A 22,297-nucleotide genomic window follows, 5' to 3' on the forward strand; every position below is an offset into this window, starting at 1 on the left:
TCATATCGCGCTTAGCTTTGCGCGAATTGGCCGAGTTTTCCGGCAAAGAAGGTCAGCGCGTCTCCATCCGCCATGCTGACCTTCAGAACTTTGCCCACGACGATCACATGATCGCCCGCATCGTGATAAGCGTGCTGCTCGCATTCGAACCGGGCAAGACTGCCCGGCAACAACGGGGTGCCGTTTTCGCAACGGTCATGTTCGATATCACGCAGCGCATGGGCGTCTTTTGAACAGCCAAAGCACAGCTCGGCCTGTTCAGCAGACAGGACATGCACGCTAAAATGGCGTGCCGTGTTAAAATACCGGAACCGGCGCGAATTACGATCGCCCGCCCACATCACCAGTGGTGGGTCCAGCGACAGTGACGAAAAGCTGTTGGCCGTAATGCAGATCGGGCCATCCCCACTGTCGCAGGTCACGACCGTAACACCGGTGGCAAAGCGACCAAAGGCATCGCGCAGGGTGCGCGTGTCGTCTTTATGCGGGACGAATGTATGGTTCATATCGCGCGAGATTGCATTCATCAGGGCACCTCATGTCCCAGCGCCGCCTCATACAGGCGGTACCAGCTTTCACGATCCAGCTTGACCTTCAAAGCATCCGAGACGCGCTTGATGCGGCCCAGATTATTTGTGCCCAGAACCGGCAGGATGTTTGCCGGATGCGCGAGCAGGAAGGCAACGGCCACTGCCGCTCGGTCCACGCCGAATTCTGCGGCGATCTCATCCGCTACAACACCGACCGGAGGGTTCCCGGCCATCAAAAGGCCGCCGCCAAGCGGGGACCACGCCATCAGCGGATGTCCATGCTGCTGATGGAACGCCAGATCACCGTTAGTGAACGGGCCGATTTCTCCAAGCGAGATTTCAATCTGATTGGTGACCAACTGGGTTTTCATTGCCGACTGCAGCAGAGACCAATCCCAAGGGCGGAAGTTTGACACGCCTACAGCCCCGACCTTGCCACTGGCAACCACCTCGTCCAGCACTGCACCGGTTTCATTGTGGTCCATCATTGGATCAGGGCGGTGGATCAATAGCAGGTCGATGTGGTTAATCGCCATTTCCGACAGAGACGTATCCACCGATTTCAGAATATGCGCGCGCGACGTGTCGTAGTATTTGACCTTGGCCTCCGCATAGCGACCCATTGGCGCGACGATGTCACATTTGGTGACGATCTCCATCTTCTGGCGCAGGCTGGGATTGGCGCGCAAGGCGTTGCCCAGAACAGCTTCGGCTGCGTATCCACCGTAGATATCTGCCTGGTCGAAGGTGGTGATCCCTTGATCCAGACAAGCCTGTATCTTGGCCTCGACATGCGCTGTCGAGGTGTCACTGTCATCACCCAAGCGCCACATGCCATAGACAAGGCGGCTCATTTCCAGCGTGTCAGATAGTTTCACACGTTGCATTAGCGACGAACTCCGTTGCCCAGCGGGGTCGCCGGGGTGGTTGCTGGCACGCGTCCGTAGGCTTCGGGAAGCGAGCAGGTTTTCAGGTTGGGCATCACGCGGGCGCCAAAATGCTTGGCTTCGTCCATGTGCGGATAGCCCGAGAAGATGAAGGCGCGGATGCCCAGCTTCTGATACTCTTCAATCTTAGACATAACTTGATCGGTCGAACCGACCAGCGCAGCACCACAGCCCGAACGCGCGCGACCGACGCCGGTCCACAGGCCGGGTTCGACATAGCCATATTCATCCGCCAGATCACGGTTCTTGGATTGATGCGCCACACCCAACGATGTCGCGTCCAACGCCCTCTCGCGGATCGCGCGACCGTATTCGTCATCCAGTTTCGAAACGATGTAGTCGGCGTATTCCTGTGCCTCAGCCTCGGTATCGCGAACAATCATGTGGACGCGCAGACCGTAATCCAGAGTACGATTGTAATTCTCGGCAACGGCATGAACGGCTTTCATCCTCTCGGCCAACTGATCCTTGGTTTCTGGCCACATCAGATAGACATCGCAATGCTCGCCGCACAGGTCCAAAGCAGACGGGGAGTAGCCGCCAAAATACAGAAGTGGGCCACCAGCCTGGTAAGGCCGGGCCGGGTCCGTAGTCAGGCTCGAAAAATTGTAGACCTCGCCCGCATGGTTAATCTTATCCTGCGTCCAGGCCTGTTTCAGAATCTCAACCACTTCGCGCGAACGCTGATAGCGAAACGCACTGTCGGCTTTCTCGCCCGGGAAATCGGACGAGATTATGTTGACCGTCAACCGCCCCTTGAGCATGTGGTCCAGCGTCGCGATGGTACGGGCCAGCATGATGGGCTGCATCTCACCACAGCGCACGGCGGCCAGTAGGTTGATTTTTTCAGTAATCGGCGCGCACCCTGCGACAAAGCTCAAGGTGTCCTGTCCGACCTGATATGACGATGGGCAAAGGATGTTGCGAAACCCTTGCGCCTCGGCCTCTTTCACGATGCCCGAGCAATGCTCCCAACTGGATCGCAGATCACCATCGGGCACACCCAGAAACTGGTAGTCATCCGAGCAGAGCGCTGCAAACCACGAAACCTCGGCCGCATCCAGGTCGGGGGATGTGATGGGGACGATGGTCATTTGATTCACGCTCCGTACATCTTTGACTTTCCTCTTGCGTAGCAAGCGCATTGATGTAGATCAATAGTGTATCAATTTTTCCTGCGACCGAGTGAAGCGCCCTCAATGTCCTCCAACAGCCGCAACCCAAATGCCCTGCCGATCTATGTCCAGATCTCAGAGCTGCTGATCCGCGATATCGCGGCGGGTCGCCTGATTGATGGTGAGCGTCTTCCGCCCGAACGAGACATGGCTTCGAACCTGAATGTCTCGGTCGGGACCTTGCGGAAATCCCTCGCCGAGCTTGAGAAAAAAGGCATGTTGGAGCGTATTCAGGGTTCGGGCAACTACATCCGCGAGACTGGAACGCAGAACAGCGTCTATGCGATGTTCCGGCTGGAATTACCCGAAGGCGGCGGGTTGCCGCGCGCTGATATCCTATCGGTTGATCATCTGCAAAAGCCCGCAGACCTGCCGGAATTCGGCCTGTCTGATCACGGTTCGCGGGTGCGCCGGATGCGCTATTTGAATGACACAATCATCGCGGTCGAGGAAATCTGGCTGGACGAATCGGCTGGGACCATCGACCAGAACCTGCTGTCCGACTCACTTTATCGCTATTACCAGCAACAGCTTGGCTTCTGGATTACACGGGCTGAGGATCGCGTTTCCATCGGTTCATTGCCCGACTGGACGCCTGAAGGCTTCACCAAATCTGCCGGACACACGGTCGGTTACATCGAACGGTTCAGCTGGTCTGAGAAAGCCGAACCTGTCGAGTTTTCAAAAACATGGTTCGATCCGGATCGGGCCAAATACGTTCAACGCCTGAAGTAAAAGGAACTGCGCATGACCCGGACCACCAACTACGGGCTGATCGGATGCGGCATGATGGGGCAGGAACACCTGCACAACATTGCTCTGCTTGAGGGCACACGCGTCGCCGCAATCTTCGAACCTGACCCGGAGATGGCGCAAAAGACGCAGGCGATTGCGACCAATGCGAAGATGGTGTCTTCCATTCAGGACCTTCTGGCGGTCAGTGATTTGGACTGTCTGGTCATCGCCAGCCCCAACCACCTGCATGTCGATCAACTGGTCGAGATTGCGGAAACCCGCCCTCTGCCCCTGTTGATCGAGAAACCGTTATTCACCGACCCCGCCGATCTTGCCCGGCTTGAGGAACTGGAACGCATTTACCCTCACCCGATCTGGGTAGCGATGGAATATCGCTATATGCCCCCTATCGCAGCGCTGATCGAGGAAGCAGCGACCGCCAGTGGTGGGATCAAAATGCTCTCGATCCGCGAACACCGTTTCCCGTTTCTTGAAAAGGTCGACAACTGGAACCGGTTCAATCGCAACACCGGCGGTACGTTCGTTGAAAAGTGTTGCCACTTCTTCGATCTCATGCGCCTGATCCTGCAATCGGACCCAGTTCGGGTTTCGGCGAGTGGCGGCCAAGCTGTCAATCATTTGGACGAGGACTATGACGGCAATACGCCGGATATTCTGGACCACGGCTTTGTCATAATCGATTTCGCCTCAGGCGCGCGCGCGATGCTCGAGCTTTGCATGTTCGCCGAGGGGTCGCGGTATCAGGAAGAAATCTCGGCCATTGGGCCCAATGCAAAGATCGAAGCGCTTGTGCCCGGCCCGGGCCGGTTCTGGCCCGAACATCTGGGCGACGCTCCGGTACCACAGCTGATCATCAGCCCCCGCGCACCGAAAGGCCCAATCCAGAGAGAGATCCCGGTTGATCCCGAGTTATTGGCGGCTGGCGACCACAATGGCTCCACTTATTATCAGCACAAAGGTTTTCTGGAGTTGATCCGGGGTGAACGCGCCAAACCCGAGGTCTCACTGCGCGATGGGATTTGGGCCGTACGCATCGGTCTTGCGGCGCAACAAGCATCGGAGCAAGGCCAAACAATCAGCCTAAAAGGATGACCATCAGGGTTAGAAGATCACGTTCAGCATCAACAGCGAGACGATCAGAAATATGATCGTCATGACGCCGCCGGAACGCACGAAATCCATAACCTTGTACCCTGCGGGCCCCATGATCAGCGCGTTGACCTGGTGGGTCGGGATAATGAAACTGTTCGAGGTCGAAATCGCGACGGTCAGCGCAAAGACAGCGGGGTTGCCACCGGCGGCAACCGCGATTGAAACCGCAAGGGGCACCAGCAGAACTGTGGCCCCGACATTCGACATCACCAGCGAAAACGCTGTCGCCAGAATGGCGACTCCAGCCTGAAGCGCCCAGATTGGCCATCCGTCCAGGATGATCATGATCTGTTGCGCAATCCATGCCGCAGTTCCCGTATTCTGCACCGCTTGCCCCAATGGGATCAGGCAGGCCAAGAGGAAGACCGTGTTCCACCCGACCGCGCGGTAGGCCTCGTCCACGCTCAACACGCGGGTCAGCATCATACCCGCAGCACCCGTCAGCAGGCAAAGTGACAACCGGATATCTGTAAATAGAATTAGCGACAAAGAAATCACGAAAAACAAAAGCGCCCAGCCAACCTTTTGCGGGCGCAATTCGTCCTGCGGGAAGTCTGATGTGACCACAACAAAATCCGGGTCACGCTTGATCCGCATCAGGTTGTCCCAACGGGTATGGGCAACCAACATGTCACCGGCCTTGAACTTCTCAAGACCGATTTGCGTGGATTCGTGTGTCTCTGTTTCGACATGGCTTAGCGTTTCCTCCCCCCGATGGATGGCGAGCAGAGACATTCCGTAAGTTTTCCGAAACAGCAACTCCCTCGGGCATTTGCCGATCAGCTTGCTCTCGGGCGTCACGACCACCTCTGCGACCCCGGCATTTGTGGGTGCAAACTCTTCGACAAACACATCCAGATCCGGCAGAACGGTCAGCCCGTACTTTTCAGCAAATTCTTCGACAACCCAACGCCGCCCCACAATCGCCAATCGGCATGGCGCGGCGATCTCGGCTGTCAGCACTTGAACCATCGAAGTCTTGCCGCGATAAAAGGTCGAGATGATATAGAGGTGATTTTCAAAGTTGATGTCGGCCAGTATCTGCCCGACCAGCGGGCTGTCGGCCGGTACAACAACCTCAAACACGTCGGCTTTCAGCCCATAAACCCGCTGAAGATATTCCTGCGTCCCGCGCCCGGTACCGGTGCTTTCAGAACCTGAATCACCCGGCAAAACCCATCGCCCAAGCAACAGGAAATACGCGATACCCGTCAAAATCAGCACCGCACCTATGGGCGTGACCGAGAACAACCCAAAAGGCTCCATACGCTGTGCTTCAGGCAAACCTTCATTCGCAGTTTGAATCAGATCATTCAGAAGGATCAGCGGAGAAGAGCCCACCATAGTCATTGTGCCACCCAATATGGCGCAAAACCCCATCGGCATTAGCAATCGCGACAGCGGGATCCCTGATCGAGATGAGATCCGGCTAACCACAGGAAGGAACAAAGCCGCGGCACCGACATTCTGCATGAATGACGAAATCACACCGACCGTGCCCGAAATGATGGGTAAAACCCGTCCTTCCGACTTGCCACCATATTTCAGGATGACCGAGGCGACTTTGTTCATCAGCCCTGTCTTGTCCAGCCCCGCACCAACGATCATCACTGCAATGATCGAAATGACCGCATTCGACGCAAATCCGTCAAACAGATGCGGTACATCCGCCAGATTCTCAAGGCCGGGCGCATAGCTCAGCAGACCGACAATGACCAAAACGAGAATAGCGGAAAGATCGATCCGGACGATTTCAGACACAAACAAGAAAACCGTGAACGCCAAAAGCCCCGACACCACGGCCATCTCATAGGTAAATGCCAATTGCTCCACAGGGGTCACCGGGCTTCAATCGTAAACTTAATTAACATTTCTAGGCAATTGCCCGGTATCTGTCATGGTTTTTGTGATCGTGGTGCAAAATCAAAACCATTATCAGGTTGTACCCGCCTCCATATCGAAAGATCTAAACATAACAAACATCCCGCAATTAGCGCCAAAGACAGATCGCCATTTTGTAGAATAGCGTGGATGGCCGCTAATCGTTCCGTCAAACAGCTGACTCCAGTATGTCGCGGGCAGCGCACTGTTGAACATTTGGATCAAGCTCGGACAAAGCAGAGCGGAAATCTCGACCCCACAAATGGAACCCAAATGTGGTGGGTGTCACAAAATCTGAAAGCCGGGTTCCTGCTTGAAACAACGCAGGTATTTCTCGACTGGAAATATGGTAAAATGCGGTGCTGTCATGAGCGTATTTTCGTTCGCCAGACATATTCAATGCAGTTGTCAAAGCTCTTGGGCCAGTTGACCCCCAACGCAAGCGCCCAAAAGGTTTCTCGCGTTGCGCCTCAACCGCCGCGTTCAATCCCAAAAGTGCAGGCGAATCCTTCCAGGCCTCAGAGACCAACTGGTCCTCCTCAAACACCTCTCCCAATAGGGCGAGCGATTTACTATGCGCCGGAAGCCCAAAAACCGCATTATTCACGAGTGAATGATACGTTTGATGCCGTGGAAGATCCGGAAAAACACATCCAACACAAAAACCAGCACGAGATTCAGCCGAAGCCATGAGCCTCTCGGCCGAAGCGACCATGTACATATCGGTATCAAGCCAGATCATGCCGGTCTTACTAATCAAATGATACCTGAATATGTCTGCGTGTATCGCCGGGCTTTTGTGCCTTACATGCCGAATGACCCTGCCTGGCTCATATATTTCTCTCGCATCAAAATACTCCACCCCTTCTGGCAGGTTTCGGATCGGCTCGTAAGAAAAGACAATAGGATTATAACCAAAGTCCTTCATGGAATTGAGGCAAGCACGTTCCAGTTTTCCCGGCTCTCCCCCCATCCAGAGCGTCCCAAATTTTTGGTCCTTCTTTTGCTCGCTTCGCTTCTTGGGCAACGCGGCATTCTTTGGTTCTCTCTTTGGCTTTAAGTGCAGCCAACGCATTGGGTATCTACGTCCCTCGGATGCAAGCACCCAAGTCAAATCGTCTGGCATTTGCAACTCATTCCGAAGCTGCAAAAGATCGCGTTTTGTATCGTCAACCAATTCGACATCAAATAAGACCTGTGCGTCGCGAATTAGCCTTTCTTCTTTTTCGTTGCCCAACCAAACGCCACTGGAGTGCAACTCGATCAGAAACTCTGAAGACTTGAATTCACTAAGAAATTCGAAGGTTAAAAGTTCGAACTCACCGCCTTCGATATCAATCAAGAAAAACAAATCCTGAGGCTGATACCTACTAGACACCAGCTCGCGAATTGAAGTGTCCGTAGCGGTGGCAGCAATCTCGACCCTGTCGCGAACACCATTCGCGTGCAGGGTCTTTCGGATGATCTGTCGAGCTTTGCGTCTTTGTTCGAAACATAGGCTTCGCTCGAAATGGCCCGCTTGCACCAAACCAACGCCCCAATAGCCATCTGCCGCCCCAAGATCGACGAGTATCGGCTTTGTGCTTTCCACGAAAATAGGTTGATTTTGTTGTTCGTAGATCCCCAGCAATTTCGTGAACAAATCTGCTTGCCCCCAACTGCTTTCTTCAAGCAACCGGAAACCGCAAAGGCAGCCGCCCATGACGTATCCACCACGTTCCTTAAATAGTTGGTTACCTATGTCCCTCCGATACTGGACGATCTGACGCTTTAACTGCCGCAATTCTTTTGGAGATTTGCTCGGACGCATGGAACGCTCTTGATAGAACCGAAATTTGGACCTTTTCTAGCGCAAATGTCTAATAGCGAAACCATCTCCCAACTTGTCGGCATTATTTGTGACATCAATGCAGCGGCAACGCGGAACAAAAAAACCCGACCAACACCTGTTGGCCGGGTTTTCTGAGAGTATTTCGAAGAACTTATTCGCCCGCAGCAGCCGCCACGTCCAAAGTTACACCCGGGCCCATCGTCGAGCTCAGTGCGATTTTCTTCATGTATGTACCTTTAGCGCCCGACGGCTTGGCTTTGGCCACAGCCGAGATGAAGGCACGAACGTTTTCGACCAGCTTGGCTTCGTCGAACGACGCTTTGCCAACACCAGCATGCACAACGCCGCCTTTTTCCGCCTTGAACTGAACTTCACCACCTTTGGCTGCTTCCACGGCCGCTTTCACGTCCATGGTCACGGTGCCAACTTTGGGGTTCGGCATCAGGTTGCGGGGGCCCAGCACTTTACCCAGACGGCCGACGATCGGCATCATGTCCGGGGTTGCGATGCAGCGATCGAATTCGATGGTGCCGCCCTGAATGGTTTCCATCAGGTCCTCCGCTCCAACGATATCTGCGCCAGCTTCTTTTGCTTCGTCAGCTTTCGGGCCGCGAGCGAAAACAGCAACGCGCATCGCTTTACCGGTGCCGTTCGGCAGGCCAACAACGCCGCGAACCATCTGGTCTGCGTGACGGGTGTCAACGCCCAGGTTCAGAGCGATTTCGATGGTCTCATCGAATTTCGAAGTTGCGTTGCCTTTGACCAGGGAAACAGCTTCTTCAACCGACAGGTTTTCCTTGCCAGCGACAGCTTCGCGCGCAGCGCGGGTACGTTTACCGAGTTTTGCCATCTTACTTCACCTCGATGCCCATAGAGCGGGCCGAGCCCAGGATGATCTGCATCGCGCCTTCCACGTCGTTGGCGTTCAGATCTTTCATTTTGGCTTCGGCGATTTCGCGAACCTGCTTCGAGGTCACGGTTGCCACGGTCTCGCGACCTGGGTTTTCCGCACCGCGGGGGCGGTTACGCTTGCCAACCGGCTTCAGACCAGCCGCTTTTTTCAGGTAATAAGACGCAGGCGGCGTCTTGATGTCCATGGTGAAGGACTTGTCCTGATAGTAGGTGATCACGGTCGGGCACGGAGCGCCGGGCTCCATGTCTGCGGTCTTGGCGTTGAACGCCTTGCAGAATTCCATGATGTTGATGCCGCGCTGACCCAGCGCCGGACCAACTGGCGGCGACGGGTTCGCCTGACCTGCAGGAACCTGCAGTTTCATTGTACCAGCAAGCTTCTTGGCCATTTGGTTTTCCTTTCAACTTAGGTAGAACGCGTCCCACCCAGATTATGTTGCGTGGTCCGGCCCAAGATCGCGATCTCAGTAACCTCCCACGAGAGAATCTCGCCCGAAGACGATAGTGGCGGCGTTTACAGTGGAACGAAGACGTTGGCAAGTGGCCGACGACCAATTGGGCCATATCGAATCGCGCTTCGCAGCATCGAGAGTGAGTTCCATGGATGAGCGGCCTCGCCACCAACGTCGCGTGAACAGCTAACTATCCCATAGCTCAACAGAAATTCCAGATACTCCACGCACAATCAGCCAATTGTCGCCGGTTTCACCCGCGCGTGCTTAGCTGTGATATACTCAGCGAAATTAGTGATTTTTGAGTGGAGGTTAATTATGATCGTTCGTATTATTCTATCGTTGGGTATCGCTATATCTATTGCAGCAATAGCCCCTCAGAATGCGCGCGCTGACGCTGGGGATTTCATCGGCGGTGCTGTCGTCGGAGGGGTCGCTGGATATCTTATTGGCAAAGATCAGCAAAAAAAGAAGACACAGTCATCGACAGCGACCCGAACCTACCGGCAAGGTATCCCATCCACCACTCAAGGGGCGCAAACCCAAACGGCACTGAATTACTTTGGCTACAATGCCGGTCGTGTTGACGGTCAGGTCGGGCGTGGCACGCGCTCCGCCATCGAACGTTATCAGGCCTCAATGGGTTATCCCGTAAATGGGCATGACTTTCAGCCTTATCAATATGACTTCCTGCAGCAGGCTTATTACTGGGCGACAAGCGGTGGACAGGCAGCCACGCAGCTCTCGGGTCAACCGCTGTTGATGGAGTACCGCCGACAGGTTCAATCAGGATCTTCTCTGGCTGCGGCACCTCAGTCTCCGGCTCAAGCTATTCCGGTTATCAAGCCCCAAGATACCGAACCCGCAGCGAACACCACTGAAACAACGTCTGCGAGCCTGCCGAGCCTGTTTTCGGGCGGCACCGGGGGGCCGTCGCTGGCAAATCGCTGCAGCGGAGTGATGCTGCAAACCTCGACCAATGGCGGCTATACGACCCTGTCGAACATGTCTGATCCTGATTTTGCGCTCAGCGAGCAATTTTGCCTTGCCCGCAGCTATGCGATGGCGCGCGGTGAGGATCTGATGCAGGATATCCAGGGTCTGACACCCGATCAGGTATCTGCCCAATGTGCCTCGTATGGTGAGATGCTGGCACCTCAAGTTGACGCTCTGTCTATCAGCTCAAAAACAGAAGCTGAAACCCAGGTTCGCAAAATGGCGCTGGACTCTGGATTGAGCCCCGCAGATCTCGCTGCGACGAGCAAGGTCTGTCTGGCGATGGGCTACCGTCAGGACAACATGGATACTGCCGTTGGCTCTGCGCTCATGCTGGTTGCGATGGGTGAACCCGCCTATGGAGAGTTGGTGGGCCATCACTTGCGCGAGGGCTTTGGCGTACAGGAGCGTCGCGATCTTGCGATGCAGTGGTATGATGCGAGCCTTTCGGCACTGGATGCCGGTTCGCAGGCTGTCTTCCTGCCGTCCCAGACCGACCGTCCACAACTTTTGCGCGCGGCTATGATCCAGTCGCAATAAGACGATATGCAATACGATATCTGGCCCTGAAGGGTTCAAAAAGCGCCGCGTCGCTAGCTGCGTTGCGGCGTTTATTTCGGTCGCGTAGCATGGCCCAACTCGTGATCGCGCGCCTTTCAATCTGGGATGAGAGCCTCTCCACAATTATTGTGACCGCAACTACGCTTAACGCGGAGTACCTTGGGGCGGAGTTTTGATACATTCACCCGCTTTTCAAATAGCCAAGCGTCTTTTGTGGAATATTGTGCTATCGATTGTCCATCCAAAGTGCTGAGCCGACAACAGCCCGAAAAGGGGAAATCAATGATGAATACGACAGGCAGAGCAATGGCAATTGCCGTGCTGGCAGCCTCGGTCGGCACCGCGCACGGAGAAACCGCCGAGATCAATGGGTCTGATATCTATTATGAAACCGTCGGAGACGGGCCGCCAATTCTGATGATGCACGGCGGCCTTGGCCTGAGCCATGATTACCTGAGACCCTATTTCGATACCTTGTCCGATACGCATACGGTTATTTACTATGACCATTTTGGCAATGGTCGCTCGGGCAGACCCGACGATTACTCTGAAATGACCTTTGACCGCCTGGTATCAGATGCCGCCGGGCTGATGGATCATCTGGGGTACGATAATTTCACGCTGATCGGTCATTCCTATGGTGGATTTGTCGCTCAGGATTTTGTCACTCGACATCCGGATCGGCTGGAGGGGCTTGTATTGATCAATACGGTCCCCGCGTTTGACTATGCGCCAACGACTCCGGGCCAGACGAGCAAATGGCGGCTTTTGGGAAGTTGTTCAGCCAACCCATGGCCGACAACGACGATTGGCGGTCAACTTGGGGCGAAGTCGTGAAGCTCTACTTCAAGCAATACCAAGAAGATACTGGCGCGGATCTGGATGATCGAACCGTCTATGAATATCAGGCCTGGAATGCCGCTGGCCCTCTTCTGGGCACATTCAACATGCTGGATAAACTGCCTGATGTGACTGTGCCTACTCTTGCGATGGCTGGTCAGCATGATGGCATTACGCCTCCCGGTCCTGGGGCCGAAAGAATTGGCTCATTGATGCCCAACGCCACTGTCGTGGTTTTCGAAGAATCTGCCCATTACCCATTCATAGAACAGCAGGATGCCTTTTTTGCCAGTCTGAACGAATGGCTTAACCGATAGCAGAAACAGGCGGCACCCTCGGGCACCGCTTTTAATATTCTCAGGCAGAGTCCGAACAGGCGCGGCAGCCTACGGAGACCCCAATATGTTTGGGTTTTTTGGTCAAAAATCGATTTTGAGACCGGTTCGATCACGTACCAGTCCCTGATAGTCTACTCCATTAGTCACAGCGCCATCTTCGCGTGCTACTTGCAGTCTCAGACTAAGACCGCCACAATTTTATCTAACGCGGAACGAACCTGACCCAGCATTCTATCGCGAGAGGCTTATGTTGCCCCCAGCATCCGAAGCGAACCAGCAACAGAACAAGGTTGATGCTCTGATCGAGTGGATGGTTGACGGAGCCCGACCAGCTGGAAATGCGGTCGAGATTATTGAAGGTATCTGCACGCGTCTGCTGGACGCTGATGTGGCCATTGATCGGTTCGGTTTGTTCATTTGGACGCTGCACCCCAATCTGATGGGCCGGCGTTTCCTGTGGAAAGCGGGCGCTGGCGTCGACAGGGTCGATGCGCCGTCACAACTGTTTACTACGGCTATTTATACCGACAACCCCTTGCCGCACGTGATCGAGCGTCAGCAATCCATCCGTCGCCATCTGGAAGATCCAAACTGCACTCTGGACTACATTATCGTCAGCGAGCTGCGCGAGCAGGGATTCACTGACTACCTGGCGCAGCCGCTGATCTATCTCAATGGCGATACCCATGTCTGCACTTGGTCAAGTGCTACACCCGGAGGGTTTTCAGAGCGAGATCTGGCGATCCTGAACCGGGTTCGCGGTCCGCTCGCGCGCCTGACCGAGACCTATATGCTGCGGCTCGACGCGACTTACCTGCTGTCGACCTATGTTGGCCGTAACAGCGGCGCGCAGATACTCGATGGCAAGGTGCATCGCGGTGATGGCAGCACAATCGATGCCGTTATTCTGTTTGCAGACCTCAAGGGATTCACACATCTTTCAAATTCTGTATCCGGCGATGCACTGGTTAGGCTGCTGAATGACAGCTTTGACTGCCTTGTTCCTTCGGTAATGGATCAGGGAGGAGAGATTCTGAAATTCATGGGCGACGGCTTTTTTGCCATCTTCCCAACCAACTCGGACCTTACCCCGAGCACACAGATCACAGCCGCCATTGCAGCAGTCCGTGAGGGTTTGGCGTCGCTGACCAATGCCAATTTCCAGCACAAGCTTGGCGTACGGACTGCAATCCATCACGGTCGTTTCCACTATGGCAATATAGGTGGCGGTGATCGGCTGGACTTCACGGCCATCGGCCCCGATGTCAATTTAACAGCCAGACTTGTGTCGGCGGCGACAGAACTGAATTGTGATCACGTCCTATCCGAAACCGCCGCAGCGTTTTTGCCGAAACTCTGCGAACCGGTCGGGACCGTGTCACTTAAGGGGTTTGGCGAAGATCAAACCGTTTGGCAGGTGAGTGGCCTGTAAACGCAAAAAAGGGTGCCGATAAGGCACCCCATCCAGTGGTTCAAAGAAACCAATCAGCTCTGCTTGGTAACCTGTGTAAAGTCCAGTTCGACCGGGGTTTCGCGGCCAAAGATCGAGACCGAGACTTTCAGCTTTTGGGCTTCGTCGTCCACACCTTCGACCATGCCGTCGAAATCCTCGAACGGGCCGTCGTTGACCTTAACCTTCTCGCCAACCTCAAAGGTGATCATCAGCTTGGGCGCTTCTTCGCCTTCCTGAACGCGGTTGAGGATCTGGTTCACCTCGGCATCGCGCATCGGCATTGGGCGGCCCTGCGGGCCCAGGAATCCGGTGACACGGTTGATCGAGTTGACCAGATGATAGCCCTGATCCGACATTTCCATATGCACCAACACGTAGCCGGGCATGAACCGGCGTTCGGTGGTGACCTTCTTGCCCCGGCGCACTTCGATCACCTCTTCGGTGGGCACCAGAACTTCGTCGATATCGTCCTCAAGGCCCTGTTCAGCCACCGACGTGCGGATCTGCTCTGCGATCTTCTTTTCGAAATTCGAAAGAACGCTGACCGAGTACCACCGTTTCGCCATGAACCTGTCGTCCTTGTTTGCCTTTGGCGCGTTCGAACCAGGCGAAGCACCGTCATTGAAATTCTATCACGTCACCCGGAATAAAAAGCGGCGCGCAGCTCGAATCGCCGCACGCCCATTCCGAATAGTTCCGTGTCACCTACTCTGACACGGCGCGCTGTGCAAGGGGCAATGGCGTTTCCACCCGCCCCGAACGGGCTTAGCTGAACGCGCCCAGGACCAGTTGCAGACCACCGCGAATGCCCAGATCGACCAGTGCGAAAAACACGGCAGTCAGCGCTGCCATGATGAACACCATGACCGTGGTCAACAGCACCTCGCGACGGGTCGGCCAGACGACCTTTGCAACTTCGGCTCGGACCTGCTGAATGAACTGGATCGGGTTTGTGGTTGCCATGAGGCTACAATCTCTCTGCTTGCGGATGGGCCGGACATAGCCGGGCATTGCGGCAATTTCAAGGGCTGTTGGCACCGCGTCAGGGCTTGGGCTTGTCATCCCATTCGTCGCTGAGGATGCGACGCGCATCACCTTCGGGATCTTCATACTGGTTCGAGCGCACGGTGTAGATAAATGCGATAAGACCAACTGCGCCCAAAAGCAGCGAAATCGGGATCAGATAAGCAAGCACTTCCATCGGGGTTACCTCAGCCGCAAGGCGTTCAGTGACACCGTAATCGACGAGGTCGACATCGCCAAGGCTGCGATCAGAGGGGTTGCCAATCCGGCGACGGCCAGCGGAACAGCGATCACGTTATAGACGGTGGCAATGCGGAAGTTCTCGCGAATCCGGCGCGTCGACTTGACGGCAGTTTCGCAGGCCTCGGCAATCGGGGACAGATCGTTGCCCAGAAGCACGATATCCGACGCCACCCGCGCGGCATCCAAGGCGCTGGCCGGAGAGATCGATACATGCGCTGCAGCCAACGCCGCTGTATCGTTCAGCCCATCGCCGACCATCAGAACATGTCGACCCTGATCACTCAGTTCCTGCACCTTGGTGGCTTTGTCCTGAGGCAAGGCTTGGGCAATCCAGTTCTGGATGCCAAGCTTGTCAGCCAAGGCCTGAACTGCGGGGTGCGTGTCGCCGGATATCAGGATGACGTCTTTTCCCGCCTTCCGAAACGCGGCGATGGCTTCGGCGGCACCCGCGCGCAGGCTGTCCGTAAACGTAAAGCGCGAAGGGGTTTGCGAACCTATCGCCAGCCAAGCTGCGGTTTGCTCACAATCTTTGCCTCCAACCCAGGCTGCACGACCCAGCCGGACGCGCTGTTCATGATACATGCCTTCCGTGCCATAGCCCGGCACCTCAACCACATCACGCAATGTCGCAGGCTTTATCCCGGCCCCACGCGCCGCCTTTGCAAGAGCAATCGACAGCGGATGGGAAGAGGCCTCAGCCAATGCCAGCGCGACTTCCAGATCAGCGCGGGAATGATCGCCGAGATTGGTCAGCTCGGGCGCCCCTGAAGTGAGCGTACCGGTCTTGTCGAACACCACCGTGTCCACCTCGGCAAGGCGTTCAAGGGCGGTGGCGTGTTTGATCAGCATCCCGTTCCGAAATAACCGGCCCGAGGCCGCTGTGGTTACTGCTGGCACCGCCAGCCCCAATGCGCAGGGGCAAGTGATGATCAAAACCGCCGCTGCGATATTCAGCGCGGTGCGAATATCGCCGGAATAAATATACCATCCTAAAAAGCTGAGCGCCGAAAGGATGTGCACCCCTGGCGCATAAAGCTTGGCCGCCTTGTCTGCCAGCGAGGTATAGCGTGACCGGCCCGACTCTGCGATGGCAACCAGATCGGCCATACGGTGCAGCGAGGTATCCTCGCCGACCGCGGTCGCACGGATGGTCAAGGGGCCGGTCAGGTTGACCTCGCCTGCGCTGACACGCAGCCCAGCTTCGGCAAAGACAGGAAGGGTTTCCCCGGTCAGCAGCGAACGGTCCAGCTCGGACCGGCCCGAGGTAATTTCGCCATCCACCGGCATACGCCCGCCGGGACGAACCAAGATCAGATCACCCACGCGCAGGTTAGCGACGGCGACCTCCTGTTCTGAACCATCCACCAGACGAATGGCGCGGGGGACTTCCAGCGCTGTAAGCTCTTCGGCAGCCGATCGCGCAGCGGCGCGCGTGCGATAATCAAGATACCGGCCCGCCAGAAGGAAGAATGTCAGCGTCAAGGCCGCATCAAAATAGGCATGTTCACCGCTGAGCGCGGTTTCCCAAAGTGAGGTGACCAGCGCCAGCAGGATCGCCAAAACAATCGGTACATCCATATTCAACCGACGCACGCGTAGCGCGCTCCAGGCGTTGGCAAAGAAAGGTTGGGCCGAAAATGCAATCGCAGGCAACGCAATCGCTGCTGATATCCAGTGGAACATGTCGCGCGTCGCATCAGTGGCACCGGACCAGACCGAAACCGACAACAGCATCACATTCATCGAGGCAAATCCGGCAACCGCGAGCCGCATCAAAAGATCGCGCCCGGCCTTATCCGATTGCGTGGCCGATAGGGCACCCGGATCCAGTTCGTGTGCTTCAAAACCGGCACGTTCCAGCACTGGTATCAGATCAGCCGCACGTGTATCGGGTTTCGCTTTAATCATCGCGCGTTTCAGCGTCAGATTGACCCTCGCACCCTCCACACCGGGATGAGCATTCAACTCGCGCTCGACAGTGGAGATACAGGCCGAGCAATGGATACCCGGCAGCGACAGCGCGATTTGCACGTCCTCGGGGACTGGCCGGGCCGGTTCCGCCGCGGTCGCGACACAACCGGGACAAGCTGCCCGAGCTGGGGTGACTTGCGCTGTCATCCCTCTAACCCTTCACATAAAGCGGCACGCGTTGCGCAAACTCGGCACCGTCTTTAGCTTTGGCCACAAGGCGAATGTTCCAGTTTCCTTTACCCAGCGCAGCTGGGGCGGCATAGGTGATGCCGTCAAAGGTGAAGTCAGGTGAGAAGTCATCTTTCACGTGGGTGGCGCGCCCGACGACGGCTTGCAATTCTGCCACTTCAACTGGTGAACCGGTCTGATCGGTGATGCGCAATACCAGCAAACCACCGGTCAACTCAGCCTTGATATCCCAGCCCAGCGCCTGCTGTTCCTGCAAGCGTTCGTTGAACTCCTGGCTGGCAACATAGGAGTTCTTGACTTCCAACCCCGGGAACGTCTTTACCGCGCTATAGGCGAGGACGAGGTTTACCGCGATGATTACGCCAAAGGCCGCGACAAATACCGCCAGTGCGTGTTTGCCAGTGAATTGACGCTCTGCCATTGTCAGTTTCCTCGCCCATTGAACGTGGTGTCTTTGTATGCGCGCTTACCACTTTCCAGATCTTCGACCCAGATGCGAACCGATGTGCTGTCAACCGCTGCGGGCCCGGTGTCTTTCGTTGCTGTAATATATACGCGCGTTAATTGTGCCGTATCTGCCGTGACATTTACAGTGTCACCTTCGACGCCCTCAATTTTGATCTGCAGCGACGGATCACCGGCAAGCGACAATTTAAAAGCACGTTCCTCGCCATGCTTGTTACGCAGGCGTACATCATAGGTATTGCGGATCGTACCATCGGAAAGGGTTACGAAAGTCGGGTTCCGTACTGGAGCCACAGTCAGGTCGATATCCGACCGGATGAACAGGGCGAAGAGCAAGGCAAAACCGACCAGCGACCACAAAGAGGTATAAAGGATCGTGCGCGGACGCAGGATGTGTTTCCACACATTCTTGGGCGGATGGCCTTCGCGTTCACGCGTTTCGTCACTTAGCGCCATATAATCGATCAGGCCACGTGGCTTGCCGATCTTGGCCATCATGTCGTCGCAGGCATCAATGCAAAGCGCGCAGGTGATGCATTCCAGCTGTTGACCGTCGCGGATATCGATCCCTACCGGACAGACATTGACGCAAGCCATACAATCAATGCAATCGCCCAGCTCGCTGTCAGCGGTGCGTTTGCCCTTGCCACGCGGTTCACCCCGCCATTCACGGTAGCCGACGACCAGGGTATCCTCGTCCATCATCGCGGCCTGAATGCGCGGCCATGGGCATGCATAGATACAGATTTGTTCGCGCGCGAAGCCGCCGAAGAAGAAGGTTGTACCCGTCAGGATCAGCATTGTCGTGTAGGCGACGGGGTGCGCGTTCCCGGTGACCAAATCACGCGCCAGCGTTGGGGCATCCGCAAAATAGAAAACCCACGCGCCACCGGTTGCCAGTCCAATAAAAAACCAGACCACCCATTTGGTCAGTCGCAGACGCGCTTTGCGGAAATCCAGCTTCTTTTGGCGATGCAGGCGCAGACGCGCATTGCGGTCGCCTTCGATCCAGCGTTCAACAAGAATATAGAGGTCGGTCCACACTGTCTGAGGGCAAGCATATCCGCACCAAACCCGGCCCAACGCTGAGGTAAAAAGAAACAACCCCAATCCTGCCATGATCAAAAGCCCCGCAACGAAATAGAACTCGTGCGGCCAGATTTCGATCCAGAAGAAATAAAAACGTCGGTTCGCCAGATCCAGCAACACAGCCTGATCAGGAAGGCTTGGTCCTCGATCCCATCTGATCCACGGCGTTACATAGTAGATGCCCAGTGTCACCGCCATAATGATCCACTTAAGGTTCCGGAATGGACCGGATACCCGTCTTGGGAAAATTGGTTCTCTGGCGGCGTAAAGGCTGGGGGTCGGGTTGGAATCGCTCACAGGCTGGCTCCGGGACTGGCTCTTCTGAGTGTGCGTTCTTCCAGATCACAAGCATAGGGACTTTGACATGGGTCAAAACGCGCATCGTACAGATACCTTTTATCACGTTTCACGTGCTTGACGTCTAAGCCAGCCAGCAAAAGTTCTGACAGCAGGCCTAAGTGCCGAATTTGCCGTCACAATATGGTATCCGCGCGCATCGGGCTCAGCGTAGAGTTCCACAATGCGCCCAGCTTTGATGTCTTGCTCGACGAAATGTCGCACGGTCACCGTGACCCCCTGCCCGGCGCGCAATCCTTCCAGAACCAGATTGCCAGGCAGCTGAGTCCGACCTGCACCGCGTTCTGGACCGACGCCGTGCTCGGCAAGCCAAGACGTTGCCTCGGTGGTGCCAACCTCTTCCAACCACGGCAACTGGGCCAGCTCCGACGGGGTCAATGACGTCTTGCCCCCCAGAAGTTTCGGCGCGGCGACAATCACCACCGGCGATTGCAACAGCATTTCTGAATGAACCCCCGACCAACCTCCGGGGCCGTAGCGGATCGCAATGTCCACTCCGCCTGGGCGCAAATCAACCACTTCGGCGGACGGGTCGAGGATCAGATTCACCTCGGGGTGGGATTCGCGAAACGCCGGAAGGCGTGGCATCAGCCATGAGGCCGCGAAAGAGGAAGTCAGTGATACATGAACTGGGCGATCCAGGCCGGATCTGGCCAGATCGCCAACTGCAGCCTCGATCGCACCAAAGCCAAGTTGCAAGGCGCGGGCCAGATGCTCTCCGTCCGCTGTCAGCGTCAATGCTTTGCCGCTGCGATCCAACAGGGCTGCGCCAAGATACTTTTCCAGCACGCGCAACTGCTGGCTGATGGCGGCATGACTGACGTTCAGCGCGGCCCCGGCTTCGACAACATTGCGCTTCTCAGCAAAGGCAGCAAAGGCGCGCAACGCGGCAAGTGGAGGAAGTTTGAGCCAATCCATATGTAATCCATGCTTACATGTTGGAATGGTTATTGAGTCGCATTTTCGGCATCAAAGGTCAATCTATTTGGCAGAAACAACGCCCCATAGGAGGCAAGCCATGTTGACTGTATTTGCCCGATCTTTCATGAACGCGACCCGCATCGACGCTCCGCACATTCGAGAGGCTCCTAAGCCGGGTCTCCGTAAGCGCCGGTGGCTGCCCGAGAGTCATTGGTGGAGAGAAAGCCCGCGCGGGGTGGATCTGAACAACCTCTGATGGCGTCTTAGATCCCCACACTAGACCGCAGCCTGACGCGGCCCTATTGTTTGGAAAATCGGCACCGGCTGTTCTGGAAACGCGCGAACAGATTGAACAGCCGGTGCCTCAGCCTTCGGGCGGAAAACCGCCCGGAGGTGTTCTTTTAGCCTCTACTGACCACCACCCAACTGGTGGACATAGGACGTAACGGCGCGGATTTGCGCGTCAGTCAAACGATTTTCCCATGGGGGCATCACACCAAAGCGGCTGTAGGTGACCGTTTCAGTCAGAGCCTCTTCATTGCCACCATAAAGCCAGATCGCATCCGTCAGGTTTGGTGCACCTTGCGTGACGTCTCCTTTACCATCCTCACCGTGGCACGATGCACAGTTATCCTCGAACACAACCTTGCCCGCCTGCGCCGCCGCATCATCGGTCTGCGCATTTGTCAGAGACATGACGTATTGGACTACCTGAGTGATATCGTCTCGCTCGAGGATCTCACCAAAGGCTGGCATCTCAGAATAGCGCGCATCGTCGCTTTCCTCGTTCCGGATACCATGGGCGATGGTATACTCGATATCTTCGAGCGTACCGCCCCACAGCCAGGCGTCATCCAGCAGGTTCGGGAAGCCCGGCGCGCCTTGCGCACCTGAGCCATGGCACTGCGCGCACCAGGTCCGGAACACGGCACCGCCAGAGTTAACAGCGTATTGCTGAAGCTCTGCATCCGCCGAAATCTCTTCCAGCGGTGTCTCCACCAGCTTGGCATTCCACGGCGCGTTCGCTTCTTCAAAAGCGACCATTTCCTGCTGCACCAGCTCGCGCGAAGACCAGCCCAATACACCGGCGGTTGCCGATTGGACCAGAGGCCACGCTGGATACATGATCGTATAGATCACGCCCCAGAGAATGGTCGCATAGAAAGTCCACAGCCACCAACGCGGCATCGGGTTGTCGAACTCTTCGATACCGTCCCAGCTGTGACCCGTGGTGTTTGGATCGCCCGGCTGTTTTTCAGGTGTCTTGCTCATTGCCGCGCCTCCTTGGATGTGGCGGGTTTGTCTTGCTGAGGTGCAGGGGCATCCACATGTCGGAACGGGATATTGGCCGTGTCCTTGTATTCCTTGCTGGCACCGGGGCGGAAAACCCAGATTACGATGCCCAGAAAGAACGTAAACAGCAGCAACAGCATCCAGCTATCCGCAAACTGTCTTAGGAGAGTGTATTCTTCCATCTTATCCCTCCTTAGCGGCTTGCATCTGGCGTAAACGTCGAGAAGTCGACCAATGTACCCAGCATCTGCAGATAGGCGACCAACGCGTCAGTTTCCGTCAGTTCGGGCTGACCATCAAAGTTGCGCACGTTCACCTTGTCACCATAGCGCTCCAAAAGACCGTCGTAGTCGCTGTCCGGATCCGCCTGAGCACGGAAGTCTGCCAGCGCGTTCTCCAGCATCTCATCAGTGTAAGGCGTGCCGACCATTGCGTTCGCGGCCATGACATCACCGATGTACTTACCGTCGATCTTGCGACGCTCGAGATAACCATACTTGGGCATCACCGATTCCGGGACCACCGACTGCGGATCACGCAGGTGATCGACTTGCCATTGATCCGAGTATCGGCCGCCGACACGTGCCAGATCAGGTCCGGTACGCTTCGATCCCCACTGGAACGGATGGTCATACATCGACTCGGCCGCCAGAGAATAGTGGCCATAGCGTTCGACCTCGTCCCGCATCGGGCGGATCATTTGGCTGTGGCAGACATAGCAACCTTCGCGGATGTAGATGTCACGCCCAGCCAATTCCAGAGGGGTGTAAGGGCGCATGCCCTCCACCTTCTCGATGGTGTTCTCAAGATAGAACAGAGGCGCGATTTGAACGATGCCACCGATGGTTACGACCAAGAAGCTGAAGATCAGCAGGAGGGTCGCGTTGGTCTCGAGGATCTTGTGTTTGTCGAGAATTGCCAT

At 55.9% G+C, this 22,297-nt stretch carries 24 protein-coding genes; 7 read left to right on the forward strand and 17 right to left on the reverse strand.

Going from position 1 to position 22,297, the window contains the following annotated elements; all coding sequences use genetic code 11:
* Nucleotides 1-11 precede the first annotated feature (11 nt).
* From ACR0MQ_RS11360 to ACR0MQ_RS11370, 3 genes are read right to left on the reverse strand one after another with little or no spacing between them, the layout of a single operon-like run.
* On the reverse strand, nt 12-527 hold the full coding sequence (locus ACR0MQ_RS11360) for a flavin reductase family protein (protein ID WP_480608224.1): 516 nt from the start codon (nt 525-527) through the stop codon (nt 12-14).
* Nucleotides 527-1,417 (reverse strand): aldo/keto reductase, encoded by an 891-nt coding sequence (locus ACR0MQ_RS11365; RefSeq protein ID WP_480608227.1) that lies wholly within the window; start codon nt 1,415-1,417, stop codon nt 527-529. The genes ACR0MQ_RS11360 and ACR0MQ_RS11365 overlap by 1 nt, the downstream gene beginning before the upstream one ends.
* On the reverse strand, nt 1,417-2,571 hold the full coding sequence (locus tag ACR0MQ_RS11370; protein ID WP_480608230.1) for an LLM class flavin-dependent oxidoreductase: 1,155 nt from the start codon (nt 2,569-2,571) through the stop codon (nt 1,417-1,419). The genes ACR0MQ_RS11365 and ACR0MQ_RS11370 overlap by 1 nt, the downstream gene beginning before the upstream one ends.
* A gap of 105 nt (nt 2,572-2,676) precedes the next feature.
* On the opposite strand from ACR0MQ_RS11370, the gene ACR0MQ_RS11375 reads away from it, so the two are divergent.
* Nucleotides 2,677-3,387: a GntR family transcriptional regulator gene (locus tag ACR0MQ_RS11375; protein ID WP_010440994.1), complete on the forward strand. Its 711-nt coding sequence runs from the start codon at nt 2,677-2,679 to the stop codon at nt 3,385-3,387.
* Nucleotides 3,388-3,399: 12 nt separating this feature from the next.
* On the forward strand, nt 3,400-4,500 hold the full coding sequence (locus tag ACR0MQ_RS11380; protein ID WP_480608233.1) for a Gfo/Idh/MocA family protein: 1,101 nt from the start codon (nt 3,400-3,402) through the stop codon (nt 4,498-4,500).
* A 9-nt stretch (nt 4,501-4,509) separates the two neighbouring features.
* Here the strand turns inward: ACR0MQ_RS11380 and ACR0MQ_RS11385 are convergent, their stop codons facing one another.
* The 4 genes from ACR0MQ_RS11385 to rplK form a co-directional block, all read right to left on the reverse strand.
* Nucleotides 4,510-6,366 (reverse strand): SLC13 family permease, encoded by a 1,857-nt coding sequence (locus tag ACR0MQ_RS11385; RefSeq protein WP_480608503.1) that lies wholly within the window; start codon nt 6,364-6,366, stop codon nt 4,510-4,512.
* A gap of 244 nt (nt 6,367-6,610) precedes the next feature.
* Nucleotides 6,611-8,116 (reverse strand): glycosyltransferase family 32 protein, encoded by a 1,506-nt coding sequence (locus ACR0MQ_RS11390; RefSeq protein WP_480608236.1) that lies wholly within the window; start codon nt 8,114-8,116, stop codon nt 6,611-6,613.
* Between the two features lie 307 nt (nt 8,117-8,423).
* Nucleotides 8,424-9,122: a 50S ribosomal protein L1 gene (gene rplA, locus ACR0MQ_RS11395; protein WP_010440987.1), complete on the reverse strand. Its 699-nt coding sequence runs from the start codon at nt 9,120-9,122 to the stop codon at nt 8,424-8,426.
* Between the two features lies 1 nt (nt 9,123).
* Nucleotides 9,124-9,573, reverse strand: a complete 450-nt coding sequence (gene rplK / locus ACR0MQ_RS11400; protein WP_010440985.1) for a 50S ribosomal protein L11 — start codon at nt 9,571-9,573, stop codon at nt 9,124-9,126.
* Nucleotides 9,574-9,954: 381 nt separating this feature from the next.
* On the opposite strand from rplK, the gene ACR0MQ_RS11405 reads away from it, so the two are divergent.
* The 4 genes from ACR0MQ_RS11405 to ACR0MQ_RS11420 all read left to right on the forward strand — a co-directional run bounded on the left by ACR0MQ_RS11405 (nt 9,955) and on the right by ACR0MQ_RS11420 (nt 13,803).
* Entirely contained in the window at nt 9,955-11,172 is a 1,218-nt protein-coding gene (locus ACR0MQ_RS11405; protein ID WP_170771440.1) for a peptidoglycan-binding domain-containing protein, read from the forward strand.
* A 303-nt stretch (nt 11,173-11,475) separates the two neighbouring features.
* Nucleotides 11,476-12,030, forward strand: coding sequence for an alpha/beta fold hydrolase (locus tag ACR0MQ_RS11410; protein WP_480608240.1), 555 nt, complete (start codon nt 11,476-11,478; stop codon nt 12,028-12,030).
* On the forward strand, nt 12,027-12,350 hold the full coding sequence (locus tag ACR0MQ_RS11415; protein WP_480608243.1) for an alpha/beta fold hydrolase: 324 nt from the start codon (nt 12,027-12,029) through the stop codon (nt 12,348-12,350). Before ACR0MQ_RS11410 ends, ACR0MQ_RS11415 begins: the two co-directional genes overlap by 4 nt.
* Before the next feature lie 268 nt (nt 12,351-12,618).
* Nucleotides 12,619-13,803 carry an adenylate/guanylate cyclase domain-containing protein gene (locus tag ACR0MQ_RS11420; RefSeq protein ID WP_170771444.1) on the forward strand — a complete coding sequence of 395 codons (1,185 nt, stop codon included), beginning with the start codon at nt 12,619-12,621 and terminating at the stop codon, nt 13,801-13,803.
* A 53-nt stretch (nt 13,804-13,856) separates the two neighbouring features.
* Here ACR0MQ_RS11420 and nusG read toward each other — a convergent pair whose 3' ends face one another.
* The 7 genes from nusG to ACR0MQ_RS11455 all read right to left on the reverse strand — a co-directional run bounded on the left by nusG (nt 13,857) and on the right by ACR0MQ_RS11455 (nt 20,079).
* Nucleotides 13,857-14,390, reverse strand: a complete 534-nt coding sequence (gene nusG, locus ACR0MQ_RS11425) for a transcription termination/antitermination protein NusG (protein WP_010440977.1) — start codon at nt 14,388-14,390, stop codon at nt 13,857-13,859.
* A 199-nt stretch (nt 14,391-14,589) separates the two neighbouring features.
* Nucleotides 14,590-14,787: a preprotein translocase subunit SecE gene (gene secE / locus ACR0MQ_RS11430; RefSeq protein WP_010440974.1), complete on the reverse strand. Its 198-nt coding sequence runs from the start codon at nt 14,785-14,787 to the stop codon at nt 14,590-14,592.
* A gap of 79 nt (nt 14,788-14,866) precedes the next feature.
* Nucleotides 14,867-15,025, reverse strand: a complete 159-nt coding sequence (gene ccoS / locus ACR0MQ_RS11435) for a cbb3-type cytochrome oxidase assembly protein CcoS (protein WP_010440972.1) — start codon at nt 15,023-15,025, stop codon at nt 14,867-14,869.
* 5 nt (nt 15,026-15,030) lie between these two features.
* Nucleotides 15,031-17,208, reverse strand: coding sequence for a heavy metal translocating P-type ATPase (locus ACR0MQ_RS11440; protein ID WP_170771446.1), 2,178 nt, complete (start codon nt 17,206-17,208; stop codon nt 15,031-15,033).
* Between the two features lie 4 nt (nt 17,209-17,212).
* Nucleotides 17,213-17,671, reverse strand: a complete 459-nt coding sequence (locus tag ACR0MQ_RS11445; protein WP_170476102.1) for a FixH family protein — start codon at nt 17,669-17,671, stop codon at nt 17,213-17,215.
* Between the two features lie 2 nt (nt 17,672-17,673).
* A complete protein-coding gene (ccoG, locus tag ACR0MQ_RS11450) occupies nt 17,674-19,101 on the reverse strand; it encodes a cytochrome c oxidase accessory protein CcoG (protein ID WP_170771447.1) in 1,428 nt (475 codons plus the stop codon).
* 102 nt (nt 19,102-19,203) lie between these two features.
* Nucleotides 19,204-20,079, reverse strand: a complete 876-nt coding sequence (locus ACR0MQ_RS11455; protein WP_170545062.1) for a LysR family transcriptional regulator — start codon at nt 20,077-20,079, stop codon at nt 19,204-19,206.
* Between the two features lie 100 nt (nt 20,080-20,179).
* Here ACR0MQ_RS11455 and ACR0MQ_RS11460 point away from each other — a divergent pair, with 100 nt between their 5' ends.
* Complete coding sequence (locus ACR0MQ_RS11460) at nt 20,180-20,338, forward strand: hypothetical protein (protein ID WP_158005269.1); 159 nt, start codon at nt 20,180-20,182, stop codon at nt 20,336-20,338.
* Nucleotides 20,339-20,490: 152 nt separating this feature from the next.
* On the opposite strand, the gene ccoP is transcribed toward ACR0MQ_RS11460, so the two are convergent.
* Genes ccoP through ccoO form a run of 3 tightly spaced genes read right to left on the reverse strand, consistent with a single transcriptional unit; the run spans nt 20,491 to nt 22,297 of the window.
* Nucleotides 20,491-21,354, reverse strand: a complete 864-nt coding sequence (gene ccoP / locus ACR0MQ_RS11465; protein ID WP_170545064.1) for a cytochrome-c oxidase, cbb3-type subunit III — start codon at nt 21,352-21,354, stop codon at nt 20,491-20,493.
* Nucleotides 21,351-21,557, reverse strand: a complete 207-nt coding sequence (locus ACR0MQ_RS11470; protein WP_010440962.1) for a CcoQ/FixQ family Cbb3-type cytochrome c oxidase assembly chaperone — start codon at nt 21,555-21,557, stop codon at nt 21,351-21,353. The genes ccoP and ACR0MQ_RS11470 overlap by 4 nt, the downstream gene beginning before the upstream one ends.
* A gap of 11 nt (nt 21,558-21,568) precedes the next feature.
* On the reverse strand, nt 21,569-22,297 hold the full coding sequence (ccoO, locus tag ACR0MQ_RS11475) for a cytochrome-c oxidase, cbb3-type subunit II (RefSeq protein WP_170476112.1): 729 nt from the start codon (nt 22,295-22,297) through the stop codon (nt 21,569-21,571).

The sequence above is a fragment of the Ruegeria sp. AN6 genome (assembly GCF_056540425.1).

What these genes read in the sequence shown, in the direction of transcription:
- ACR0MQ_RS11410 (WP_480608240.1), top strand. Translation starts at nt 11,476, where the DNA reads ATGATGAATACGACAGGCAGAGCAATGGCAATTGCCGTGCTGGCAGCC.
- ccoO (WP_170476112.1), bottom strand. Translation starts at nt 22,297, where the DNA reads ATGGCAATTCTCGACAAACACAAGATCCTCGAGACCAACGCGACCCTC.
- rplK (WP_010440985.1), bottom strand. Translation starts at nt 9,573, where the DNA reads ATGGCCAAGAAGCTTGCTGGTACAATGAAACTGCAGGTTCCTGCAGGT.
- ACR0MQ_RS11420 (WP_170771444.1), top strand. Translation starts at nt 12,619, where the DNA reads ATGTTGCCCCCAGCATCCGAAGCGAACCAGCAACAGAACAAGGTTGAT.
- nusG (WP_010440977.1), bottom strand. Translation starts at nt 14,390, where the DNA reads ATGGCGAAACGGTGGTACTCGGTCAGCGTTCTTTCGAATTTCGAAAAG.
- ACR0MQ_RS11405 (WP_170771440.1), top strand. Translation starts at nt 9,955, where the DNA reads ATGATCGTTCGTATTATTCTATCGTTGGGTATCGCTATATCTATTGCA.
- ccoS (WP_010440972.1), bottom strand. Translation starts at nt 15,025, where the DNA reads ATGGAAGTGCTTGCTTATCTGATCCCGATTTCGCTGCTTTTGGGCGCA.
- ACR0MQ_RS11460 (WP_158005269.1), top strand. Translation starts at nt 20,180, where the DNA reads ATGTTGACTGTATTTGCCCGATCTTTCATGAACGCGACCCGCATCGAC.
- ACR0MQ_RS11365 (WP_480608227.1), bottom strand. Translation starts at nt 1,417, where the DNA reads ATGCAACGTGTGAAACTATCTGACACGCTGGAAATGAGCCGCCTTGTC.
- ACR0MQ_RS11455 (WP_170545062.1), bottom strand. Translation starts at nt 20,079, where the DNA reads ATGGATTGGCTCAAACTTCCTCCACTTGCCGCGTTGCGCGCCTTTGCT.
- ACR0MQ_RS11375 (WP_010440994.1), top strand. Translation starts at nt 2,677, where the DNA reads ATGTCCTCCAACAGCCGCAACCCAAATGCCCTGCCGATCTATGTCCAG.
- ACR0MQ_RS11370 (WP_480608230.1), bottom strand. Translation starts at nt 2,571, where the DNA reads ATGACCATCGTCCCCATCACATCCCCCGACCTGGATGCGGCCGAGGTT.
- ccoP (WP_170545064.1), bottom strand. Translation starts at nt 21,354, where the DNA reads ATGAGCAAGACACCTGAAAAACAGCCGGGCGATCCAAACACCACGGGT.
- ACR0MQ_RS11360 (WP_480608224.1), bottom strand. Translation starts at nt 527, where the DNA reads ATGAATGCAATCTCGCGCGATATGAACCATACATTCGTCCCGCATAAA.
- ACR0MQ_RS11470 (WP_010440962.1), bottom strand. Translation starts at nt 21,557, where the DNA reads ATGGAAGAATACACTCTCCTAAGACAGTTTGCGGATAGCTGGATGCTG.
- ACR0MQ_RS11445 (WP_170476102.1), bottom strand. Translation starts at nt 17,671, where the DNA reads ATGGCAGAGCGTCAATTCACTGGCAAACACGCACTGGCGGTATTTGTC.
- rplA (WP_010440987.1), bottom strand. Translation starts at nt 9,122, where the DNA reads ATGGCAAAACTCGGTAAACGTACCCGCGCTGCGCGCGAAGCTGTCGCT.
- ACR0MQ_RS11380 (WP_480608233.1), top strand. Translation starts at nt 3,400, where the DNA reads ATGACCCGGACCACCAACTACGGGCTGATCGGATGCGGCATGATGGGG.
- ACR0MQ_RS11385 (WP_480608503.1), bottom strand. Translation starts at nt 6,366, where the DNA reads ATGGCCGTGGTGTCGGGGCTTTTGGCGTTCACGGTTTTCTTGTTTGTG.
- secE (WP_010440974.1), bottom strand. Translation starts at nt 14,787, where the DNA reads ATGGCAACCACAAACCCGATCCAGTTCATTCAGCAGGTCCGAGCCGAA.
- ACR0MQ_RS11440 (WP_170771446.1), bottom strand. Translation starts at nt 17,208, where the DNA reads ATGACAGCGCAAGTCACCCCAGCTCGGGCAGCTTGTCCCGGTTGTGTC.